Origin of the sequence: Streptomyces sp. NPDC050703 (assembly GCF_040654435.1) — a bacterium.
Lineage (GTDB): Bacteria > Actinomycetota > Actinomycetes > Streptomycetales > Streptomycetaceae > Streptomyces.
Window position 1 is genome coordinate 1 of sequence record NZ_JBFAHX010000074.1, and the last position, 21564, is coordinate 21564.

Genomic DNA, 21564 nt, shown 5'->3' on the forward strand with positions numbered 1-21564 from the left:
AGGGGGCTCGCGGGCCGGAACCGGTGGCCCGGCGGGGACTGGTGACCGGGGGCGGGGACCGGTGTCCGGGGGCTGGGAGGGGCGGTCCGCGGCTGCGCGGGTGCCGCCCCTCCGTACTTCAGGAGCGTTCAGTCGTCCGGGGAATCGTCCGGGGAATCGCCGGGGGAGCCGGGCGGCCCGGAGGAGTCGCCGCCGCCGTCGCCCTCGCCCTCCGCGCCCTGGTCCGGGCGCTGGGTCGGCTTCGGCTTCGGCGGTCGGGTGCGGTCGCCGGGGGCGTCGCGCAGATAGGCCGCGCCCTCACCGTCCGTCGCGTGCGTGCCGCCCTGCCCGGGCCCGCCGTCGCGGCGCCGCAGATAGCGCTCGAACTCGCGGGCGATGGCCTCGCCCGACGCCTCGGGAAGCTCGGCGGTGTCCCGCGCCTCCTCCAGGGACTGCACGTACTCCGCGACCTCGTTGTCCTCGGCGGCGAGCTGGTCCACACCGAGCTGCCAGGCGCGGGCGTCCTCGGTCAGCTCGCCCAGCGGGATGCGCAGGCCGATCAGGTCTTCGAGGCGGTTGAGCAGCGCGAGCGTGGCCTTGGGGTTGGGCGGCTGCGAGACGTAGTGCGGGACGGCGGCCCAGAGGCTGACGGCCGGGACGCCCGCGTGCGTGCACGCCTCCTGGAGGATGCCGACGATGCCCGTCGGGCCCTCGTACTTCGTCTCCTCCAGGGCCATGGTGCGCGCCAGGTCGGGGTCGGACGTCACGCCGCTGACCGGGACGGGCCGGGTGTGCGGGGTGTCGCCGAGCAGCGCACCCATGATCACCACGAGCTCCACGCCCAGTTCGTGCGCGAAGCCGAGGATCTCGTTGCAGAACGAGCGCCAGCGCATCGACGGTTCGATGCCCCGGACCAGGACGAGGTCGCGGGGCTTGTCGCCGCCCACGCGGACCACGGAGAGCCGGGTCGTCGGCCACGTGATCTTGCGGACGCCGTCGTCCAGCCAGACGGTCGGGCGGTTGACCTGGAAGTCGTAGTAGTCCTCGGCGTCCAGCGCCGCGAACACCTCGCCCTTCCACTCCTTGTCGAGATGCGCGACCGCGGCGGAGGCGGCGTCGCCGGCGTCGTTCCAGCCCTCGAACGCGGCCACCATGACCGGGTCGACCAGCTCGGGAACCCCCTCGAGCTCGATCACCCAGGCCTCCTTCCGATGTTCCCTTGCGTACGCCCCAACCTTACGGCTTCGGCAGGGGCCCGACGCAGCCCCCTTGCGTGGGGGAGTGCGTGATCACTGCCCACGCTCGGCGCCGGGAAACAGCCGTTTCGTACGGGCCGGAACGGGCACCGTCACCCAGTGCGGCTGACGGCGTCCTCCTGGGTCGGGCCGCGCCGGACGCGGGCCCGGGGCGGCGACTGTGGCCCGCTCGACCGCCGCGGCGCACGGGGCGTTCAGCCGAAGCGCTCGATCCTGATCCGGTCCACCGGCTGGCCGCCCTCCACCAGGAGCCGCGAGGCGTGCTCGGCGAACCCGTTGGAGCCGCAGACGTACGCCTCCCAGCCGCCCGCGGGCCGCCCCGGCCCCAGGAACGGCGCCAGATGGCCCGCGTTCAGGCGCCCTTCGGCGCGGGTCAGGACGACGGTGGTCTCCTCGCCGTACTCGTCCGCGTAGATCAGGTCCTCGCGTGTGCGGGCCGAGACGACGAGGCGCAGCGGCAGGGCGAGGCCCGCGCGGCGGTGGTGGCGCACCATCGACATCAGCGGCACGACACCGGAGCCGGCCCCGAGCAGCAGCGCGGGCCGGTCGCCCGGCCAGGCGAAGAAGCCGGACAGCGGACCGCGCACCTCCACGGTGTCACCGACCCGGGCGACCTCGTGCAGGTGACCCGACACCTCGCCGTCGACCACGTGGTCGAGGGTCAGTTCGATCTCGCCGCTTCCGTCCGGGGCGGAGGCGATGGAGTAGTGCCGCTGGGCGACGTAGCCGTCCGCGGCCGTGAGACGCAGCATCAGGTGCTGCCCCGGCAGGTGCCCCTCCCAGTCGGGCACCTTGAGCCGGAACGTCGACGCGCGCGGGGTCTCCTTGCGGACGCCCGTGATCAGCGCCCGCTGCCACAGGCTCGCGGCACGCTCGCTCACGGCGATCCGGCCGGGCACGGCGAAGCGCGTCGGCGGCACGAAGCCCGCCGCTCCCCGCGCGGAACCGTTCTCGTCGTACGGGATGTCAGTCACCTGCGTAACGCTCCTCGGCCCACGGGTCGCCCCGGTGGTGATAGCCGTTCTGCTCCCAGAAGCCCGGCTCGTCGTGGTCGAGGAGCCGCAGCCCCGCGATCCACTTGGCGCTCTTCCAGAAGTACAGGTGCGGGACGATCAGCCGGGCCGGGCCACCGTGCTCCGGGGGCAGCGGCTCGTCCCCGTACTCCCAGACGATCCACGCCTTGCCGCCGGTGACGTCGGCGAGCGGCAGGTTGCTGGTGTAGCCGGTGTGGGAGTACGCCACGACGTGGGACGCCTCGGGCAGCGGGCGGGCGGCGGCGAGGAAGCTGTCCAGGCTCACCCCGCCGAAGCGCACCCCGAACTTCGACCAGCTCGTCACGCAGTGGATGTCGCCCCGGTACTCCGCCGCCGGCAGCGCGTGCGCCTCGTCCCAGTCCCAGGTGCGCGGGCGCGCCACGAGGCCGTCCACGCGGAACGTCCAGTCGGCGGCGGCCAGGTGCGGCGTCACCTCGGCGGAGAGGACGGGCCAGCCGTCGCGGGCGTCGTACTGGCCGGGCGGCAGGCGCGGATCGCGGTCGGCGGCGCGGGCGCGGCCGGTGAAGCCGCGCGTGGGTTCGTACTCGGTACCCGGGGTCATGCCGTGCTCGTCTCCCGGTGGGCGCCGGCGGCGGCGGTCAGCTCCCGCAGGACGGCGCTCTCGTCGAGCGTGCGCAGAACGCGGTCCCGCATCAGCACGCGCCCGTCCACCACGGTGTCCCGCACGTCGCCGGCCGCCGCGGCGTACGCCAGCGTCGACCACGGGTCGTGCGGGGGCGCGAGGTGCGGGCGGCCGAGGTCGAGGACGATCAGGTCGGCCCGCTTGCCCGCCTCCAGGGAGCCCAGCTCGTCGCCGAGGCCCAGCGCCCGCGCCGACTCAATGGTCGCCATCCGCACGGCCTGCTCGGCGCCGACCGCCGTGGGGTCGCCGCCCGCCTTGTGCACCAGGGCGGCCATCTTCACCGCGCCGAGCACGTCGAGGGTGTTGGAGCTCACGGCGCCGTCCGTGCCGAGGCCGACCGTGACGCCCGCCGCGAGCAGGTCGGGCACCCGCGCGATGCCGCAGCCCAGCTTCAGGTTCGACACCGGGCAGTGCGCGACGGCCGTGCCCGTGCGGGCCAGCGTCGCGATCTCCGCGTCGGTGAGGTCGACGGCGTGCGCGAGGAGCGTGTCGGGGCCGAGCACGCCGAGGGAGTCGAGCAGCTCCACCGGGCGCATCCCGTGCCGCTCGACGACCGTGGCCACCTCGCCCGCGTTCTCGGCCGCGTGCAGGTGCAGCAGCGCGCCGTGCTCCCGGGCCAGCGCGGCGATCTCCTTGAGCTGTTCGGGGCCCAGCGTGTAGGCGGAGTGCGCGAAGACCACGGGGCGCGTGCCAGGGACCGGGGCGCGGCCCTTCAGGTACGCGCTCGCCCAGCCCATCCGCTCCGCGTAGGGGCGCCCGTCGGGCGGCCCCGGCACGTCCATGAACGTGGGCCCGCTCAGCAGCCGCCACCCGGCCTCCCGCGCCACGGCGTCGGCCGCCTCGTGGAACCAGTACATGTCGAGCGCCGCCGTGACCCCGCCGCGCACCGACTCGGCGATGGCGCCCCGCAGCGCGGTCGCCACCGTCTCGGGGGAGAGGACCGCGGCCTCGCGCGGGATGACGCGGGCCAGGAAGCCCTGGAGGGTGAGGTCGTCGGCGATGCCGCGCAGCAGGTTCATCGCGAGGTGCGTGTGCGTGTTGATCAGGCCGGGAAGCACCAGGCAGCCCCGGGCGTCGATCTCCCGCGCGGCGGGGTGGGCGGCGCGCAGCCGCTCGGCGGGGCCGACCTCCACGATCCGTCCGGCGCGCACGGCCACCGCGCCGTCCGGCACGACGGTGCCCGCCGCGTCGACGGTCAGGACGTCGCCGCCGTGCACCAGCAGGTCGAGGTCGCCGGAGCCGCCGCGGTCCTGGGCCGGCAGGTCAGTGTGGGGCATCGGTTCCGCTCTCCCTGGTCGCTACGGTCGCTGTGCTCGTTCGGTGCCCTGGGCCGGGACCAGGAGGCGCAGCGCGTCCAAGGCTACGCGGGCGCCCCGGTCGACCCCGGCGGCGACCACGTCGCGGTCCGGGTCGTAGCCGCCGGAGGAGAGCGGTGCCTCGTCGTCGACCAGCTCGTCCGCGTTCGCGCCGTCCACCACCAGGGCGCCGCCCGCGGTCAGGCCGTGCGTGGAGGCGAAGACGTACAGCGCCGACAGCTCCATCTCGATGGCCGCGACGCCGGCGCGCGCGTACGCCTCGCCGGGCAGCGGCAGGAACCCGGGCTGGAACGCGGCCCGCGTCCACACCACCCCCCGGTGGTACGGGGCGTCGGCCGCCCGCGCGGCCCGCTGGAGCGCGATGACGGCCTCCGGCGCGGCGAACGCCGGGTACTCCGCGGGGATGAGCTGCGGGCTCACCCCGTCGTCGCGTACCGCCGCGTCCGCGATGACCAGGTCGCCGTCGCGGATGCCGGCCCTGATCGCGCCGGCGGTGCCGAGCCGCACGAAGGTGCGCACGCCGGCCGCGGCCAGCTCCTGGAAGAGCAGCAGGGCGCCGGGCGCGCCGACGCCGTGCGAGGAGACGACGACAGGGGTGCCGTGCCAGTCGCCGGTGAAGGTGCGGTACTCGCGGTGGTACGACACCTCCTTCGCGTCGGCGAGGAGCGCGGCGACGCGCTCGGCGCGGCCGGGGTCGCCGACCACGACCGCCCGGGCGGGCAGCCCGGTGCGCGGCACACGGGTGATGGGCTGGGTTCCGGAGGGCGACGGCACGGTAGAGGTCACGCCGGCGATCGTACGCAGCCCCGGGCACGGGTGAGGGGCGGCCCCCGGGGGAACCGCCCCTCACCCGGCCACGCGCGGGCGAACCCTCGCGGTTCAGTCCTTCTTGCCCAGCAGATCCTCGACCTTGCCGCGCACGTCGTCCGTGGCCAGGCCCCGGATCGTCAGCGTGGTGCGGCGGCGCAGCACGTCGTCCGCCGTCTCGGCCCACTCGTTGTCGCGGGCGTAGACGACCTGCGCCCAGATCTCCGGGGCGTCCGGGTGGACGCGCTCGGCGAGCTCCGGGTTCTCGTTCGCCAGGCGGGCGATGTCGAAGGAGAGCGAGCCGTAGTGCGTCGCCAGGTGCTTGGCGGTGTCGGCGGCCATGCGCGGGCCGGGCGCCGGACCGTCCACGAGGAGGCGGTGGGCGACGGCACGCGGGTTGGCGATGCCGGGCAGCGGCAGCTTCTTCGGCAGCTCGGAGATCGGCTCGTAGTCGTCGCCGAGCGGGTGCCCCGGCAGCGACTCCAGCTTCTTCATCACCGTACGGCCGATGTGGCGGAACGTCGTCCACTTGCCGCCGGCCACCGACAGCATGCCGCCGCGGCCCTCGGTGACGACCGTCTCGCGCTTGGCCTTGGAGGTGTCACCGGGGCCGCCGGGCAGCACCCGCAGACCCGCGAACGAGTACGTGATCAGGTCGCGCGACAGCTGCTGGTCGCGGATGGAGAACGCGGCCTCGTCCAGGATCTGCGCGGTGTCGGCCTCGGTGACGCGCACGTCCGCCGGGTCGCCCTCGAACTCCTCGTCCGTGGTGCCGAGCAGCAGCATGTCCTCCCAGGGGAGGGCGAACGTGATGCGGTACTTGTCGATCGGCGTGGCCAGCGCGGCCTTCCAGGGGGCGGTGCGCTTGAGCACCAGGTGCGCGCCCTTGGAGAGGCGGATGGAGGGCGCCGCGTCCGGGTTCTCCATCTTGCGCAGGTGGTCGACCCACGGCCCGGTCGCGTTCAGCACGAGACGGGCGTCGACGCCGAACTCGTCGCCGCTCATGCGGTCCTTCAGCTCCGCGCCCGTGACCCGGCCCTTGGTGAAGCGCAGCCCGGTGACCTCGGCGTGGTTGAGGACGGCGGCACCGGCCTCGACGGCCGCGCGGACCGTCATCAGGGCCATGCGGGAGTCGTTCATCTGGTCGTCGCCGTAGACCGCGACGGCCTTCAAATTGTCCGTGCGCAGCTCCGGCACGTCCTGCGCGGCCTTCGACGGCGAGAGCAGGTGCCCGACGCCGTCGCCGAACGCGGAGAGCGCGCTGTACGCGAACACGCCCGCGCCGAGCTTGGCGGCGCCGTGCGGGCCGCCCTTGTACACCGGCAGGTAGAAGGTGAGCGGGTTCGCCAGGTGGGGGGCCACCTGACGGGAGACCGCACGGCGCTCGAAGTGGTTCTCCGCGACCAGCTTCACCGCACCGGTCTGCAGGTAGCGCAGACCGCCGTGGAGCAGCTTGGAGGAGGCGGAGGAGGTGGCGCCGGCGAAGTCACCGGCGTCCACCAGGGCCACCCGCAGTCCCGACTGCGCGGCATGCCAGGCGGTGGAGATGCCCAGGATTCCGCCGCCGATCACCAGGAGGTCGTACGTCGCCTTGGAAAGCTGCTCCCGGGTCTCGGCGCGGCTCGGGTTGAGGCCGCCAGCCGGATGCGTCCCGAGGGCAGGGACGCTCTGCAGGGTGGTCATTGTCTTACTCCTCGCCACTCTCGTCGAGCCAGCCCATCGACCGCTCGACGGCCTTGAGCCAGCTCTTGTACTCACGGTCGCGGGTGTCCGCGTCCATGTGGGGGGTCCACTCCGCGGCCCGCCGCCAGTTGGCGCGCAGCTCGTCGGTCGAGGACCAGAAGCCGACGGCGAGACCGGCGGCGTAGGCGGCACCGAGGCAGGTCGTCTCGGCCACCATCGGGCGCACCACGGGCGCGTCGAGGAAGTCCGAGATGGTCTGCATCAGCAGGTTGTTGGAGGTCATGCCGCCGTCGACCTTGAGGGCCGCGAGCTCGACGCCGGAGTCCTTCGTCATGGCGTCGGTGATCTCACGGGTCTGCCAGGCCGTGGCCTCCAGGACGGCGCGCGCGATGTGCGCCTTGGTGACGTACCGCGTCAGACCGGCGATCACACCGCGGGCGTCGGAGCGCCAGTACGGGGCGAACAGGCCGGAGAAGGCCGGTACGAAGTAGGCGCCGCCGTTGTCCTCGACCGACGACGCGAGCGTCTCGATCTCGGCGGCGGAGTTGATCAGGCCCATCTGGTCCCGCATCCACTGCACCAGCGAACCGGTGACGGCGATGGACCCCTCCAGGGCGTAGACCGGCTTCTGGTCGCCGATCTGGTAGCCGACCGTGGTCAGCAGGCCCGAGTAGGAGTTGATGGCCTTGCCCCCGGTGTTCAGGAGCATGAAGGTGCCGGTGCCGTAGGTGGACTTGGCCTCGCCCTCCTCGAAGCAGGTCTGGCCGAAGAGGGCCGCCTGCTGGTCGCCGAGCGCGGAGGCGACGGGGATGCCGCCGAGCAGGTCGCCTAGCTTGCCGCCGGTGACCTCGCCGTAGACCTCGGCGGAAGAGCGGATCTCGGGGAGCATCGCCGTGGGGACGCCGATGGACTCGCAGATCCGCGCGTCCCACTCCATCTTGTGGAGGTTCATCAGCATGGTGCGGGAGGCGTTGGTGACGTCGGTGACGTGCTTGCCGCCGTTCACACCGCCCGTGAGGTTCCAGATGACCCAGGAGTCCATGGTGCCGAAGAGGATGTCGCCGGCCTCGGCGCGCTCGCGCAGGCCCTCGACGTTGTCGAGCAGCCAGCGGGCCTTCGGCCCCGCGAAGTAGGAGGCGAGCGGCAGGCCGGTCTCGCGGCGGAAGCGGTCCTGGCCGACGTTGCGCCCGAGTTCCTTGCAGAGCGCGTCGGTGCGGGTGTCCTGCCAGACGATGGCGTTGTGGACCGGCTCGCCGGTGTTCTTGTCCCACAGCAGCGTGGTCTCACGCTGGTTGGTGATGCCGATCGCCTTGATGTCGTCGCGGGTGATGCCGGCCTTGGCGACGGCCCCGGCGACGACCTCCTCGACGTTCGTCCAGATCTCGGTCGCGTCGTGCTCGACCCAGCCCGGCTTCGGGAAGATCTGCTCGTGCTCCTTCTGGTCGACGGAGACGATCCGGCCGTCCTTGTCGAAGACGATGCAGCGGCTGGATGTGGTGCCCTGGTCGATGGCGGCGATGAAGGGGCCTGCGGTGTGTGCGTCGGTCACGGTGTGCTCCAGAAGTTCTTTGCTGTCGGTCTCAGGCGTCTGTGCCGTCATCGGTCGCTGTCGCGGGTCTACTTGAACGCGACGTTGTAGAGACCGCCGGCGATGGCGCCGCCGATCAGCGGGCCGACGATCGGCACCCAGGCGTACGACCAGTCCGAGCTGCCCTTGTTCGGCAGCGGGAGCAGGGAGTGCACGATGCGCGGACCGAGGTCGCGGACGGGGTTGATCGCGTAGCCCGTGGGGCCGCCGAGCGAGAGGCCGATGCCGACCACCACGAAGGCGGTGATCAGGCCGCCGAGGACACCGAGGCCGTTGCCGCCGTCGTTGAGGCCCTGCGTCAGGATGGCGAGGACCAGGACGACGGTGGCGATGACCTCCGTGATCACGTTCTGGACGTAGTTGCGGATCTCGGGGCCGGTCGAGAAGATCCCGAGCACGGGTCCGGCCGCGGGAGCCGCCTTCTGGTCGACCATGCCCTCCTCGACGGGCTGCGCCGCCAGGACCTCGGGGTCGGTCAGGTGGGCCGTGAACTGGCCCATGTACGTGACCCACACCAGTACGGCACCGATCATGGCGCCGAGGAGCTGCGAGGCCAGGTAGAGCGGAACGTCGCTCCACTTGGTGCCGCCCTCGACCGCGAGGCCGAGCGTGACCGCCGGGTTCAGGTGCGCGCCGGAGACGCCGCCCGCGAGGTAGGCGCCGGTCAGTACGGCGAAGCCCCACCCGAAGGTGATGGCGACCCAGCCGGCGTCCTTGGCCTTCGAGCGCTTGAGCGTGACGGCGGCGCACACGCCGCCGCCCAGCAGGATGAGCACGGCGGTACCGATGGTCTCGCCGATGAAGATGTCGGAGCTGGACACCCGCGACTCCTTTGTCCTTCGTCCAGGGGAAGGCGAACCCCGGGTCCCTCCGGTGGTCCGCGACCTCATGTGAGGTCGTTGCCGGCCCTTGGCCTTGTCTACTCTAACGCGTAATGCCGGTAGGTGTTCGACAATGCCGACCGATGGACGCGAGTCTCGCCCCGGGGTTACTCGCTCGTCAAGAGTTCTGTTATTGAAAACACGATCGTTATTGATCGCTTCGACCTATCGGTCCAGGCAGGTCGGGGCAGGGGCAGGACGGTCCATCGATGGTCGCGCCCGGCGGGGCCGCCCGCACGTCGGCGCGACGGGGCGGACGCCGCTCAGAAGCGCCCGGCGCCCAGGTCCCTGGAGACGGCGCGCGCGCAGTCGCGCACGGCGGCGATCAGCTCGGGGCGCAGCTCGCCGTCCCGGCAGACCCGCTCCACGGCGCCCGTCACGCCGACCGCGCCGACCGGCATGCGGCGCCGGTCGTGGATGGGGGCCGCGACGGACGCGATGCCCTCCCAGGTCTCCTCGACGTCGGCCGCGTACCCGCGCGCGCGGGTGAGGTCGAGGATGCCCTCGAACCCCTCGGCGTCGGTGACGGTACGGGCCGTGAGCGTGTGGCGTTCGGCTTCGAGGGCTTCGTTGTGCGCGACCGGGTCGTAGGCCGAGAGCACCTTGCCGAGAGCGGTGGAGTGCAGCGGCTGCATGGCCCCCACCTCAAGGACCTGGCGGCTGTCGTCGGGCCGGAAGACGTGGTGGACGATGAGCACGCCCTGCTGGTGCAGCACGCCGAGGTGCACGCTCTCGCCGCTGGAGCGGGCCAGGTCGTCGGTCCACACCAGGGCGCGGGCCCGCAGTTCGTGCACGTCCAGGTAGCTGTTGCCGAGGCGCAGCAGCTCGGCGCCGAGCTGGTAGCGGCCCGAGGCGGAGTCCTGCTCGACGAAGCCCTCGGCCTGGAGGGTGCGCAGGATGCCGTGTGCCGTGCCCTTGGCGAGGTCGAGCGAGGAGGCGATCTCCGAGAGACCGAGCCGTCGCTCGCCGCCCGCGAGCAGCCGCAGCATCGCCGCGGCCCGTTCGAGCGACTGGATGTTGCGTGCCATCGCAGCCTCTACCTCCGATCCCCAACACCACTACCCGACGTTCGACAATGCTGAACACTATCGGTCGTTGTCGACCTCTCGCTAATGCCCGGACAGCCTGTGTTGCCCCCTTTCTCCCCTCAGGGGCCACTTCACGCCGCGGCATCGCCACCCGTCCGCCCCGTGGACGCCTTCCCCGCGGAGCGGATGTCCCGGCTACCCTGGCCGGGTGCGCCTTCCAGCAGAAGGCGCAAAGCCGACAGCCGTCGCACTCCAGGGAGCTCCTCAATGGCCTCGTCGCCTACCCCGTCGTCACACCCCACCACCGTTCCGCCCGAGAGCAGGACCCGGTCCGACGCCCTCCGCGAGGCCCTCGCCACCCGCGTGGTCGTGGCCGACGGCGCGATGGGCACGATGCTCCAGGCGCAGGACCCCACGCTGGAAGACTTCCAGAACCTTGAGGGCTGCAACGAAGTCCTGAACGTCACCCGGCCCGACATCGTGCGCGCCGTGCACGAGGAGTACTTCGCCGTCGGCGTCGACTGCGTGGAGACCAACACGTTCGGCGCGAACTTCGCCGCCCTGAGCGAGTACGACATCCCCGAGCGCAACTTCGAGCTCTCCGAGGCCGGGGCCCGCATCGCCCGCGAGGTCGCCGACGAGTTCACGGCCGCCACGGGACAGCAGCGCTGGGTCCTCGGCTCGATGGGCCCCGGCACCAAGCTGCCCACCCTCGGCCACGCCCCCTACGGCGTCCTGCGCGACGCCTACCAGACCAACGCCGAGGGCATGATCGACGGCGGCGCCGACGCGCTCCTGGTGGAGACCACCCAGGACCTGCTGCAGACCAAGGCGGCCATCCTCGGCGCCCGCCGCGCCCTGGACGCCACCGGCGCGACCCTGCCGCTGATCTGCTCGGTCACCGTCGAGACCACCGGCACGATGCTCCTCGGATCGGAGATCGGCGCCGCCCTGACGGCCCTTGAGCCGCTCGGCATCGACATGATCGGCCTGAACTGCGCGACCGGTCCCGCCGAGATGAGCGAGCACCTGCGCTACCTCGCCCGCCACTCGCGCGTGCCGATCTCCTGCATGCCCAACGCGGGCCTGCCCGTCCTCGGCAAGGACGGCGCCCACTACCCCCTGACGGCCGCCGAGCTGGCCGACGCCCAGGAGACCTTCGTACGCGACTACGGCCTCTCCCTGGTCGGCGGCTGCTGCGGCACCACGCCCGAGCACCTGCGCCAGGTCGTCGAGCGCGTCCGCGGCGTCGAGACGGCCCGCCGCGAGCCGCGCCCCGAGCCCGGCGCCGCCTCGCTGTACCAGAGCGTGCCGTTCCGCCAGGACACCTCGTACCTGGCGATCGGCGAGCGCACGAACGCCAACGGCAGCAAGAAGTTCCGCGAGGCCATGCTGGAGGGCCGCTGGGACGACTGCGTGGAGATGGCGCGCGACCAGATCCGCGAGGGCGCGCACATGCTCGACCTGTGCGTGGACTACGTGGGCCGCGACGGCGTGAAGGACATGGAGGAGCTGGCGGGCCGCTTCGCGACCGCCTCCACCCTGCCCATCGTCCTCGACTCCACCGAGCTGCCCGTCCTCCGCGCCGGCCTGGAGAAGCTGGGCGGGCGCGCCGTCATCAACTCCGTCAACTACGAGGACGGCGACGGCCCCGAGTCCCGCTTCACCAAGGTCACCGCGCTGGCCAAGGAGCACGGCGCCGCCCTGATCGCGCTGACCATCGACGAGGAGGGCCAGGCCCGCACCGCCGAGCACAAGGTCGCCATCGCCGAGCGCATCATCGACGACCTCACCGGCAACTGGGGCATCCACGAGTCGGACATCCTCATCGACACCCTGACCTTCACCATCTGCACCGGTCAGGAGGAGTCCCGCAAGGACGGCATCGCGACCATCGAGGCGATCCGCGAGCTGAAGAAGCGCCACCCGGACGTGCAGACCACGCTGGGCCTCTCCAACATCTCCTTCGGCCTCAACCCGGCCGCCCGCGTCCTGCTCAACTCCGTCTTCCTCGACGAGTGCGTCAAGGCGGGCCTCGACTCCGCGATCGTGCACGCCTCCAAGATCCTGCCCATCGCGCGCTTCGACGACGAGCAGGTCACCGTCGCCCGCGACCTCATCTACGACCGCCGGCGCCCCCAGCAGGGGGACGAACCGGCGTACGACCCGCTCCAGAGGCTCATGGAGCTCTTCGAGGGCGTCTCCACCAAGTCGATGAAGGCGGGCAAGGCCGAGGAACTCCTCGCCCTGCCGCTCGACGAGCGCCTCCAGCGCCGCATCATCGACGGCGAGAAGAACGGCCTGGAGGCCGACCTCGACGAGGCCCTGCGGGACACCCCGGCCCTGGACATCGTCAACAACACCCTCCTGGAGGGCATGAAGGTCGTCGGCGAGCTGTTCGGCTCCGGGCAGATGCAGCTGCCCTTCGTGCTCCAGTCCGCCGAGGTCATGAAGACGGCCGTGGCCCACCTGGAGCCGCACATGGAGAAGGTCGAGGGCGCCGAGGGCAAGGGCACCATCGTCCTGGCCACCGTCCGCGGCGACGTCCACGACATCGGCAAGAACCTCGTCGACATCATCCTGTCCAACAACGGCTACAACGTCGTCAACCTCGGCATCAAGCAGCCCGTCGCCGCGATCCTGGAGGCCGCCGAGGAGCACCGCGCCGACGTGATCGGCATGTCGGGCCTCCTGGTCAAGTCCACCGTCATCATGAAGGAGAACCTGGAGGAGCTGAACCAGCGCGGCATGTCCGCCGACTTCCCGGTGATCCTGGGCGGCGCCGCCCTCACCCGTGCCTACGTCGAGCAGGACCTGCACGAGATCTACGAGGGCGAGGTCCGCTACGCCCGCGACGCCTTCGAGGGGCTGCGCCTGATGGACGCCCTCATCGCCGTCAAGCGGGGCGTGCCCGGCGCGACCCTGCCCGAGCTCAAGCAGCGCCGCGTGCCCACCGGAGCGACGGCCGCGGTCCTCGACGCCGAGGCGGAGGAGGGGCCCGCCCGCTCCGACGTCGCCACCGACAACCCCGTGCCCACCCCGCCGTTCTGGGGCACCCGCGTCGTCAAGGGCATCCAGCTCAAGGAGTACGCCTCCTGGCTCGACGAGGGCGCCCTCTTCAAGGGCCAGTGGGGCCTGAAGCAGGCCCGGACCGGTGACGGACCCTCGTACGAGGAGCTGGTCGAGAGCGAGGGGCGGCCCCGGCTGCGCGGCTGGCTGGACGAGCTGCACACCAAGAACATGCTGGAGGCGGCCGTCGTGCACGGCTACTTCCCGTGCGTCTCCAAGGGCGACGACCTGATCATCCTCAACGACGACGGCTCGGAGCGCACGCGCTTCACCTTCCCGCGCCAGCGCCGCGGCCGCCGGCTCTGCCTCGCGGACTTCTTCCGTCCCGAGGAGTCCGGCGAGACCGACGTCGTCGGCCTGCAGGTCGTCACCGTCGGCTCCCGGATCGGCGAGGCGACCGCCGAGCTGTTCGCCGCCGACTCCTACCGCGACTACCTCGAACTGCACGGCCTGTCCGTGCAGTTGGCCGAGGCGCTCGCCGAGTACTGGCACGCGCGCGTGCGCGCCGAGCTGGGCTTCGGCGGCGAGGACCCGGCCGACGTCGAGGACATGTTCGCCCTGAAGTACCGCGGCGCCCGCTTCTCCCTCGGCTACGGCGCCTGCCCCGACCTGGAGGACCGCGCGAAGATCGCCGACCTGCTGCGCCCCGAGCGGATCGGCGTCCACCTCTCCGAGGAGTTCCAGCTCCACCCGGAGCAGTCCACGGACGCCATCGTCATCCACCACCCCGAGGCGAAGTACTTCAACGCGCGCTGATCGAGGTCAGTCGTACACTGGTCGGTCCAGTGCAGGCCGGTTGCCTTGCCGTCTAGGCGGGCGACCGGCCTTCTCGTCCCTCATGGAAGGTGTGGTCGCATGACCAGTACGGTTCCCGCGCTCGGCACCCGAACGGCCGAAGGGTCGGCGTTGCAGGCCGTCCTCCTCGACATGGACGGAACGCTCGTCGACACCGAGGGCTTCTGGTGGGACACCGAGGTCGAGGTCTTCGCCCGCCTCGGGCACAGGCTCGACGAGGCCTGGCGCGACATCGTCGTCGGCGGGCCCATGACGCGCAGCGCGGCCTTCCTCATCGAGTCCACCGGTGCCGACGTCACCGTGGAGGAACTCACCGTGCTGCTCAACGACGGCTTCGAGGACCGCATCAGCCGTTCGCTGCCGCTGATGCCGGGCGCCGCCCGGCTGCTCGGCGAACTCGCCGCGCACGACGTGCCGATGGCGCTCGTGTCCGCCTCGCACCGGCGCATCATCGACCGCGTCCTCGACTCGATCGGCGCCCACCACTTCTCGCTGACCGTCGCGGGCGACGAGGTCTCCCGCACCAAGCCCCACCCCGACCCCTATCTGCTCGCGGCCTCGGGGCTCGGCGCCGACCCCGCCCGATGCGCCGTCATCGAGGACACCGCGACCGGGGTGGCCGCCGCGGAGGCCGCCGGCTGCCGCGTCGTGGCGGTGCCGTCGGTCGCGCCGATCCCCGCCGTCACGGGACGCACGGTCGTGCCGTCCCTGGAACACGTCAACCTGCCTTTCCTGCAAGGTCTCATGACCCTCTGACAGTTCCGTTCCTGAATCCGATCCGGCGTGTGACGTTTCCCACTCGTGCGGGGGTCGACAGTGGGTTCCGCGTGTGCAGGACCCCCTTCCGGTGCCCCCGGGGGCGTGACGTTGTGTCCTGATTGGTGAGAGCGTGCACGAAACCTTCCGGTGTCGGGACATCAATGCGTCCACGCCCGGTTTCGCTCCGTGATGAGCGCCCGGCCGCCGCCCCTCACCGGCGCCCGGGCGCCGCGGACTAATGTCTTCGCGAGAACATCGCCCCACCCCCCGTGCCCCATCAACCCTCACCCCGCGTTGCGGGATTCACGGGATCCAAGAGCTCTGGAGAACGTCGAGCATGAACCGCAAGACTTTGGTGCTGCCGGCTGTCATAGGTCTGCTCGCCCCCGCTCTCGCCGCCTGTGGCGGCTCGGGCAGCGGAGACGGTGACGACGCGATCGCTGTCGGCACCACGGACGCGTTCGCCATCTCGAAGGAGGTGCCGGCGCCCTTCGACCCCGCGTACGCCTACGACTCCGGTTCCTGGAACCTGCTGCGGCAGACCATCCAGACGCTGATGGCCGCGCCCCGCGGCGGCGGCGAGCCGCAGCCCGAGGCCGCCGAGCAGTGCGGCTTCACCGACACGGGCAACGAGCGCTACGCCTGCACCCTGCGCAAGGGGCTGACGTTCTCCGACGGCGATCCGCTGACCGCGGCCGACGTGAAGTTCTCCATCGAGCGCGTGCGCGACATCAAGATCAAGAACCCCAGCGGTGCCGACGGTCTGGTGTCGAACGTCGAGGAGATCGAGACGCAGGGCGACCGCGAGGTCGTCTTCCACCTCAAGACCCCGGACGCGACGTTCCCGTACAAGCTGGCCACGCCCATCGCGGGGATCATCAGCAAGGAGAACTACCCCAAGGACAAGCTGCGCGAGGGCTTCGAGATCTCCGGTTCGGGTCCGTACACCGCGAAGCAGGAGGTCGAGGGCGACCACCTGGTCAAGACGGTGTTCACCAAGAACCCCAAGTACAAGGGTGAGTTCGCGCCGGAGAGCGACAAGGTGGAGATGCGCAACTTCGCCGACACCGAGGCCATGGGGAAGGCGCTGAAGGACGGGGACATCGACCTGATGACCCGCACCATGTCGCCCGAGCAGGTCAAGGAGCTCGGCGGCGGTTCCGACGAGAAGATCGACCTCGTCGAGATGCAGGGTCTGGAGATCCGCTACCTCGCCTTCAACACCGACGCCCCGACGGTCAAGAACAAGGCCGTCCGCCAGGCCATGGCGCAGGTCATCGACCGCGGCGCGCTGGCCTCCTCGGTGTACGGCGCGACGGCCGACCCGCTGTTCTCGCTGGTGCCGACCACCATCACCGGTCACACCAACTCGTTCTTCAACAAGTACGGCAACCCGAGCCCGGCCAAGGCCCGCTCGCTGCTGAACAAGGCGAACATCACCACCCCGGTGAAGCTGACGCTGCACTACACCATCGACCACTACGGTCCGGCCACGAAGAAGGAGTTCGAGCTGCTGCAGAAGCAGCTGAACGACTCCGGTCTGTTCGACGTCTCGATCAAGGGCGTGAAGTGGAACACCTTCCGCGCCGCCGAGCGTGACGGCGAGTACGCCGTGTACGGCATGGGCTGGTTCCCCGACTTCCCCGACGCCGACAACTTCCTCGCGCCCTTCCTCCTGAAGGACAACTTCCTCGGCTCGCCGTACGAGAACAGCGACATCAACGACCAGCTGCTCCCGACCTCGCGCCGCGAGGCCGACCGCCTGGCCGCGTCGAAGAGCATCCGCAAGATCCAGGACATCGTCGCCGACGAGGTTCCGATCCTCCCGCTCTGGCAGGGCAAGCAGTACATCGCCGCGCGCGACGACATCACCGGCGTGGAGTGGGCCCTGGACGCCTCGTCGAACCTCCAGCTCTGGCACCTGAGCCGCGGCGTCAGCGACTGACGCCGGGCGGGTCGGCGAAGGCCGACGCGCCGATGCGCTGATGCGCTGATGCGACCAAGAAGGTGGCCGCCCCCTCGGGGGACGGCCACCTTCGGCGTTCACGCGTGAAGCGGGGCGTGGTGCGGTCGTGCGGGGAGGCCGGGGCTCCTACTGCGCTCCGGGGCGCACCAGACCGCTCTCGTACGCGTACACCGCGGCCTGCACCCGGTCGCGCAGGCCCAGCTTGGTGAGCACATGGCCGACGTGCGTCTTCACCGTCGTCTCGCTCACGAAGAGGTCCGCCGCGATCTCCGCGTTCGACAGGCCGCGCGCCACCAGCTTCAGCACCTCGACCTCACGCTCGGTGAGGGTGTGCAGGGTGTCGGGCACCGGCTCCTCGCCGGAGGGCAGGTGCGCGGAGTACTTGTCGAGCAGGCGGCGCGTGATGCTCGGCGCGAGCATCGCCTCGCCCGCGGCGACCACGCGGATCGCCTGCACCAGCTCGTTCGCCGGGGCGTCCTTGAGCAGGAAGCCGCTGGCGCCGGCGCGGAGCGCCTCCACCACGTACTCGTCGAGGTCGAAGGTGGTCAGGACCAGGACCTTCGCCGGGCCGTCCCGGCCGGGGCCGGTGATCTGCCGGGTCGCCTCGACGCCGTCCATCCGCGGCATGCGGATGTCCATGAGCACCACGTCGGGCTGGAGAGCCCGCACCTGGTCAAGAGCCTGCAGGCCGTCTCCGGCCTCGCCGACGACCGCGATGTCCTGCTCGGCCTCCAGGATCATCCGGAAACCGGTGCGCAACAGCGGCTGGTCATCGACCAGTAGGACGCGGATGGCCACGTAACTCTCCTTAGCTAGCCCGGCCCCATTCTGCCCTGCGCGTCCTCCGCCGACCCGGGCGCCCTGAGAGGAAGCGGATACGGCGGGGGAGTCCCCCCGAATTCGGGACAAACGGCCTGATGGTCGCACCAGCCGCAGAGCTTCGTCGGCCGGGGGCGCCACTCGCCCGTCGCGGTGGCCAGCTCGATCGCCTCCCAGAGCGCGAGCAGCTTCCGCTCCACCCGCTCCAGGTCCGCCGTCACCGGGTCGTACGTGATGACGTCGCCGCTGCCCAGATAGACGAGCTGGAGGCGGCGCGGGACCACGCCCTTCAGACGCCACACCACCAGGGCGTAGAACTTCATCTGGAAGAGCGCGCCCTCCGCGTACTCCGGGCGCGGGGCCTTGCCCGTCTTGTAGTCCACGATCCGGACGTCGCCGGAAGGCGCCACGTCGACGCGGTCGATGATGCCGCGCAGCCGCAGTCCCGAGGCCAGCTCGGCCTGCACGAACAGCTCCCGCTCGGCGGGCTCCAGGCGCGTCGGGTCCTCCAGGGTGAACCAGCGCTCGACCAGCTTCTCCGCGTCCGACAGCCAGCGCGCCATCCGCTCGCCCCGCGGATCGTCGGCGAACAGCTCGGTCAGCTCCGGCCTGCTCTCGCGCAGCTTGTCCCACTGGCCGGGGATCAGCGACTTGGCGCGCGGCGCCGTCCGCTCGCTCGCCGGCGCGTCGAAGAGGCGCTCCAGGACCGCGTGCACCAGGGTGCCCCGCGTCGCCGCCTCGCTGGGCTTCTCGGGGAGCTTGTCGATCACCCGGAAGCGATACAGCAGGGGGCACTGCATGAAGTCGCCCGCGCGCGAGGGCGACAGGGACGCCGGGCGCACGGCGGCCGTGGCGTCTTCGGAGCTGGTTTCCATGGGGACAGACCCTACGACCCACCACTGACAACGGCCGCATACCATCGACGACGAACCCTCTCGCCCTGCATGATCGTGTGGGTGACCACGCCATACCGGGGCGAGGGACGCTTCCGAACGAGGGGACATCGTGGACGAACGCGGCGAGAGCGGCAGGCCGCAGTCCGACGGCACCGGGGGCCCGCGCCCGAGCGGCACGGCGGGCTCCTCCGAGTCGCCGCGCCCGCTCGACGTGGCCGAGGAGCCCACACGTCCCCCGCGGGGTGCGGCGGACGCGCCCCCGGCCGCGGACCGGCGCCCGGCCCCCGATGCCACGGAGCGGCAGCCGGAACCCTGGCCGACCACCCCGCGCACCGAGCCACCGGGGGCACAGCACCCGCCCGGCGACGCGACACCCGGGCCGAGCGCCGCGGACCGGGGCACACAGGACCCCCCGGCCACGGAGCCGGGAGCCCCTGGACAGGGAGCCGCGAAGCCCCCGGTCACGGAGCCGCCGACTGCGGTGCCGGAAGCCGCGACGCCTCCGGTCACGGAGTCTGCGGCCAGCGAGCCGCGAGCCGTGCGGCCCGGAGCCGCTGAGCCGGGCGTCGGCGAGCCGGGAGCCGCCGGGCCGCCGGCCGTGGCGCCGGAAGCCGCGCCCCGCCCCGAGGACCGCCCCGCCGACCAGCCGCGCCCCCCTGGCGTCGCGCCCGACGCCCCCGGCCACGAAGCCGGGCGCGGTCCGGTGCGGGCCGAGCGTGGGGCGCGGGGCCGGCGGGCCGGGGGCGCCAAGGCGCGGAAGGGGCCCGGCGGCGGCCTGCTCATGGGCAGGCCGTTCGGCGTGCCCGTGTACGTGGCGCCCAGCTGGTTCCTCGTCGCCGCCCTCATCACCTGGGTCTTCGGCGGCCAGCTCGACCGCGTCCTGCCGGAGCTGGGCGGCGCCCGCTACCTGGTGTCACTCTTCTTCGCCGTCGCGTTCTACGCCTCCGTACTCGTCCACGAACTGGCCCACACCGTCGCGGCCCTCCGCTTCAAGCTGCCGGTGCGCCGCATCCAGCTCCAGTTCTTCGGCGGCGTCTCGGAGATCGAGAAGGAGTCGGAGACCCCCGGCAGGGAGTTCGTCCTCGCCTTCGTGGGACCGCTGCTCTCCCTCGTGCTCGCCGGCGTCTTCTACGCCGGCATGCGCGCCGTCGAGCCCGGCACCGTCCCCGGCGTCCTGCTCGCCGGCCTGATGATCTCCAACCTCATCGTCGCCGTCTTCAACCTCCTGCCCGGCCTGCCCCTGGACGGCGGCCGCATGCTCCGCGCCGTCGTCTGGAAGATCACCGGCAAGCCGATGAGCGGCACCATCGCCGCCGCCTGGGTGGGCCGCGCGCTCGCCGTCTCCGTACTGATCGGCCTGCCCCTGCTCAACCAGTCAGGGGCGCTGGGCGGCGACCCCCAGGAGATCGGCGGCATGGACACCGTCACCGACGCCCTGCTCGCCGCGATCCTCGCCGCCATCATCTGGACCGGCGCGGGGAACAGCCTGCGCATGGCCCGCCTGCGCGAACACCTGCCCGAGCTGCGCGCCCGCACCCTCACCCGCCGCGCGGTGCCCGTCGAGTCCGGCACACCCCTCTCCGAAGCGCTGCGCCGCGCCAACGACGCGGGCGCCCGCGCCCTCGTGGTGGTCGACCCCGACGGCGACCCCACGGCCGTGGTGCGCGAGGCGGCCATCGTCTCCGTGCCCCAGCACCGCCGCCCCTGGGTCACGGTCAGCGGCCTCGCCCAGGACATCACCGAGGGCATGCGCGTCTCCGCGGAGCTGGCGGGGGAGGAGCTGCTCGACACGCTGAGGGCCACGCCCGCCACCGAGTACCTGGTGGTCGAGGACTCCGGCGAGATCTACGGAGTGCTCTCCGCGGCCGACGTCGAGCGTGCCTTCGTCAGGGCGATGGCCCGGCCCTCCTAGAGACCTCGCCCTCCGGGGCCCGGCGGCCACGGTGGTCGGCGGCCACGGTGGTCGGCGGCGTCCGCCGCGGCCGGTAGGCTGGTCACATGTCCGAACCGACCGGTGCCGCCCGCCGTCGCGGGCCCTTCAAGGTCGGGGACCAGGTCCAGCTCACCGACCCCAAGGGACGCCACTACACGTTCACGCTCGAAGCCGGGAAGAATTTCCACACCCACAAGGGTTCCTTCCCCCACGACGAGCTGATCGGCGCTCCCGAGGGCAGTGTTGTCCGTACCACGGGGAACGTCGCCTACCTGGCGCTGCGCCCCCTGCTCCCCGACTACGTCCTGTCCATGCCCCGCGGCGCCGCCGTGGTCTACCCCAAGGACGCGGGGCAGATCCTGGCCTTCGCCGACATCTTCCCCGGGGCGCGCGTCGTCGAGGCGGGCGTGGGCTCGGGCTCGCTGAGCAGCTTCCTGCTCCGGGCCATCGGCGACCAGGGGATGCTGCACTCGTACGAGCGCCGCGAGGACTTCGCCGACATCGCCCGGCAGAACGTGGAGCGCTACTTCGGCGCCCCCCACCCCGCCTGGCAGCTCACCGTGGGCGACCTCCAGGACAATCTCAGCGACACCGAGGTCGACCGGGTCATCCTCGACATGCTCGCCCCCTGGGAGTGCCTGGAGGCCGTCTCCAAGGCGCTCGTCCCCGGCGGCATCCTCTGCTGCTACGTGGCGACCACCACCCAGCTCGCGCGGACCGTGGAGTCCATCCGCGAGATCGGCGGCTTCAACGAGCCGACCGCCTGGGAGTCGATGATCCGCAACTGGCACATCGAGGGCCTGGCCGTCCGCCCCGACCACCGCATGATCGGGCACACCGGCTTCCTGCTCACCGCCCGCCGCCTCGCGGACGGCGTCGAGCCCCCCATGCGCCGCCGCCGCCCCGCCAAGGGCGCGTACGGCGAGGACTACTCCGGACCCAACGCGGACGGCGGCACCCCGCGCTGACCCGCGCGACGCACCCCGCCCAATGAGCAGGCGCCGCCGCCGAGTTCCCTGACCGACCAGGGAACTGACGACTACGGGAGAATCGTTCCGGGCCGCACCCCCCTCGGCAACGGCGTGCCGGGGCGCGACGGCGGGCGCGGCGCC

Annotated in this window: 16 protein-coding genes; 5 read left to right on the plus strand and 11 right to left on the minus strand. The window is 72.0% G+C overall.

Translation table 11 applies throughout. From position 1 onward, the window contains the following. Positions 1-128: 128 nt before the first annotated feature. From AB0I16_RS34920 to AB0I16_RS34960, 9 genes are all read right to left on the minus strand, one after another. Positions 129-1175 (minus strand): PAC2 family protein, encoded by a 1047-nt coding sequence (locus tag AB0I16_RS34920; protein ID WP_363253702.1) that lies wholly within the window; start codon positions 1173-1175, stop codon positions 129-131. Between the two features lie 254 nt (positions 1176-1429). Then, positions 1430-2200 carry a ferredoxin reductase gene (locus AB0I16_RS34925; protein ID WP_363253715.1) on the minus strand — a complete coding sequence of 257 codons (771 nt, stop codon included), beginning with the start codon at positions 2198-2200 and terminating at the stop codon, positions 1430-1432. Between the two features lies 1 nt (position 2201). Next, on the minus strand, positions 2202-2831 hold the full coding sequence (locus tag AB0I16_RS34930; protein ID WP_363253703.1) for a sulfite oxidase-like oxidoreductase: 630 nt from the start codon (positions 2829-2831) through the stop codon (positions 2202-2204). Beyond that, complete coding sequence (locus tag AB0I16_RS34935) at positions 2828-4189, minus strand: amidohydrolase (protein WP_363253704.1); 1362 nt, start codon at positions 4187-4189, stop codon at positions 2828-2830. The genes AB0I16_RS34930 and AB0I16_RS34935 overlap by 4 nt, the downstream gene beginning before the upstream one ends. Positions 4190-4210: 21 nt before the next feature. Further along, on the minus strand, positions 4211-5014 hold the full coding sequence (locus AB0I16_RS34940) for a nucleoside phosphorylase (protein WP_363253705.1): 804 nt from the start codon (positions 5012-5014) through the stop codon (positions 4211-4213). Between the two features lie 93 nt (positions 5015-5107). Further along, the gene (locus tag AB0I16_RS34945; protein ID WP_363253706.1) at positions 5108-6718 is read right to left on the minus strand and encodes a glycerol-3-phosphate dehydrogenase/oxidase; all 1611 of its coding nucleotides are present in this window, start codon (positions 6716-6718) and stop codon (positions 5108-5110) included. 4 nt (positions 6719-6722) lie between these two features. Further along, positions 6723-8267, minus strand: a complete 1545-nt coding sequence (gene glpK / locus AB0I16_RS34950) for a glycerol kinase GlpK (protein WP_363253707.1) — start codon at positions 8265-8267, stop codon at positions 6723-6725. A gap of 68 nt (positions 8268-8335) precedes the next feature. Further along, complete coding sequence (locus AB0I16_RS34955; protein WP_363253708.1) at positions 8336-9127, minus strand: MIP/aquaporin family protein; 792 nt, start codon at positions 9125-9127, stop codon at positions 8336-8338. 323 nt (positions 9128-9450) lie between these two features. Then, complete coding sequence (locus AB0I16_RS34960; RefSeq protein ID WP_363253709.1) at positions 9451-10215, minus strand: IclR family transcriptional regulator; 765 nt, start codon at positions 10213-10215, stop codon at positions 9451-9453. Positions 10216-10482: 267 nt separating this feature from the next. Here AB0I16_RS34960 and metH point away from each other — a divergent pair, with 267 nt between their 5' ends. From metH to AB0I16_RS34975, 3 genes are all read left to right on the plus strand, one after another. Further along, a complete protein-coding gene (gene metH / locus AB0I16_RS34965; protein WP_363253710.1) occupies positions 10483-14040 on the plus strand; it encodes a methionine synthase in 3558 nt (1185 codons plus the stop codon). A 99-nt stretch (positions 14041-14139) separates the two neighbouring features. Next, positions 14140-14835: an HAD family phosphatase gene (locus AB0I16_RS34970; RefSeq protein ID WP_363253711.1), complete on the plus strand. Its 696-nt coding sequence runs from the start codon at positions 14140-14142 to the stop codon at positions 14833-14835. 340 nt (positions 14836-15175) lie between these two features. Beyond that, on the plus strand, positions 15176-16783 hold the full coding sequence (locus AB0I16_RS34975; protein WP_363253712.1) for an ABC transporter substrate-binding protein: 1608 nt from the start codon (positions 15176-15178) through the stop codon (positions 16781-16783). A 147-nt stretch (positions 16784-16930) separates the two neighbouring features. Here AB0I16_RS34975 and AB0I16_RS34980 read toward each other — a convergent pair whose 3' ends face one another. Then, a complete protein-coding gene (locus AB0I16_RS34980) occupies positions 16931-17602 on the minus strand; it encodes a response regulator transcription factor (protein ID WP_055699614.1) in 672 nt (223 codons plus the stop codon). A 14-nt stretch (positions 17603-17616) separates the two neighbouring features. After that, positions 17617-18498, minus strand: coding sequence for a RecB family exonuclease (locus tag AB0I16_RS34985; RefSeq protein WP_363253713.1), 882 nt, complete (start codon positions 18496-18498; stop codon positions 17617-17619). 130 nt (positions 18499-18628) lie between these two features. Between AB0I16_RS34985 and AB0I16_RS34990 the strand changes: the two genes are divergently transcribed. Further along, positions 18629-20431 (plus strand): site-2 protease family protein, encoded by a 1803-nt coding sequence (locus tag AB0I16_RS34990; protein ID WP_363253714.1) that lies wholly within the window; start codon positions 18629-18631, stop codon positions 20429-20431. Between the two features lie 86 nt (positions 20432-20517). Further along, positions 20518-21420 (plus strand): tRNA (adenine-N1)-methyltransferase, encoded by a 903-nt coding sequence (locus AB0I16_RS34995; protein ID WP_062780022.1) that lies wholly within the window; start codon positions 20518-20520, stop codon positions 21418-21420. The last annotated feature ends 144 nt before the right edge of the window (positions 21421-21564 follow it).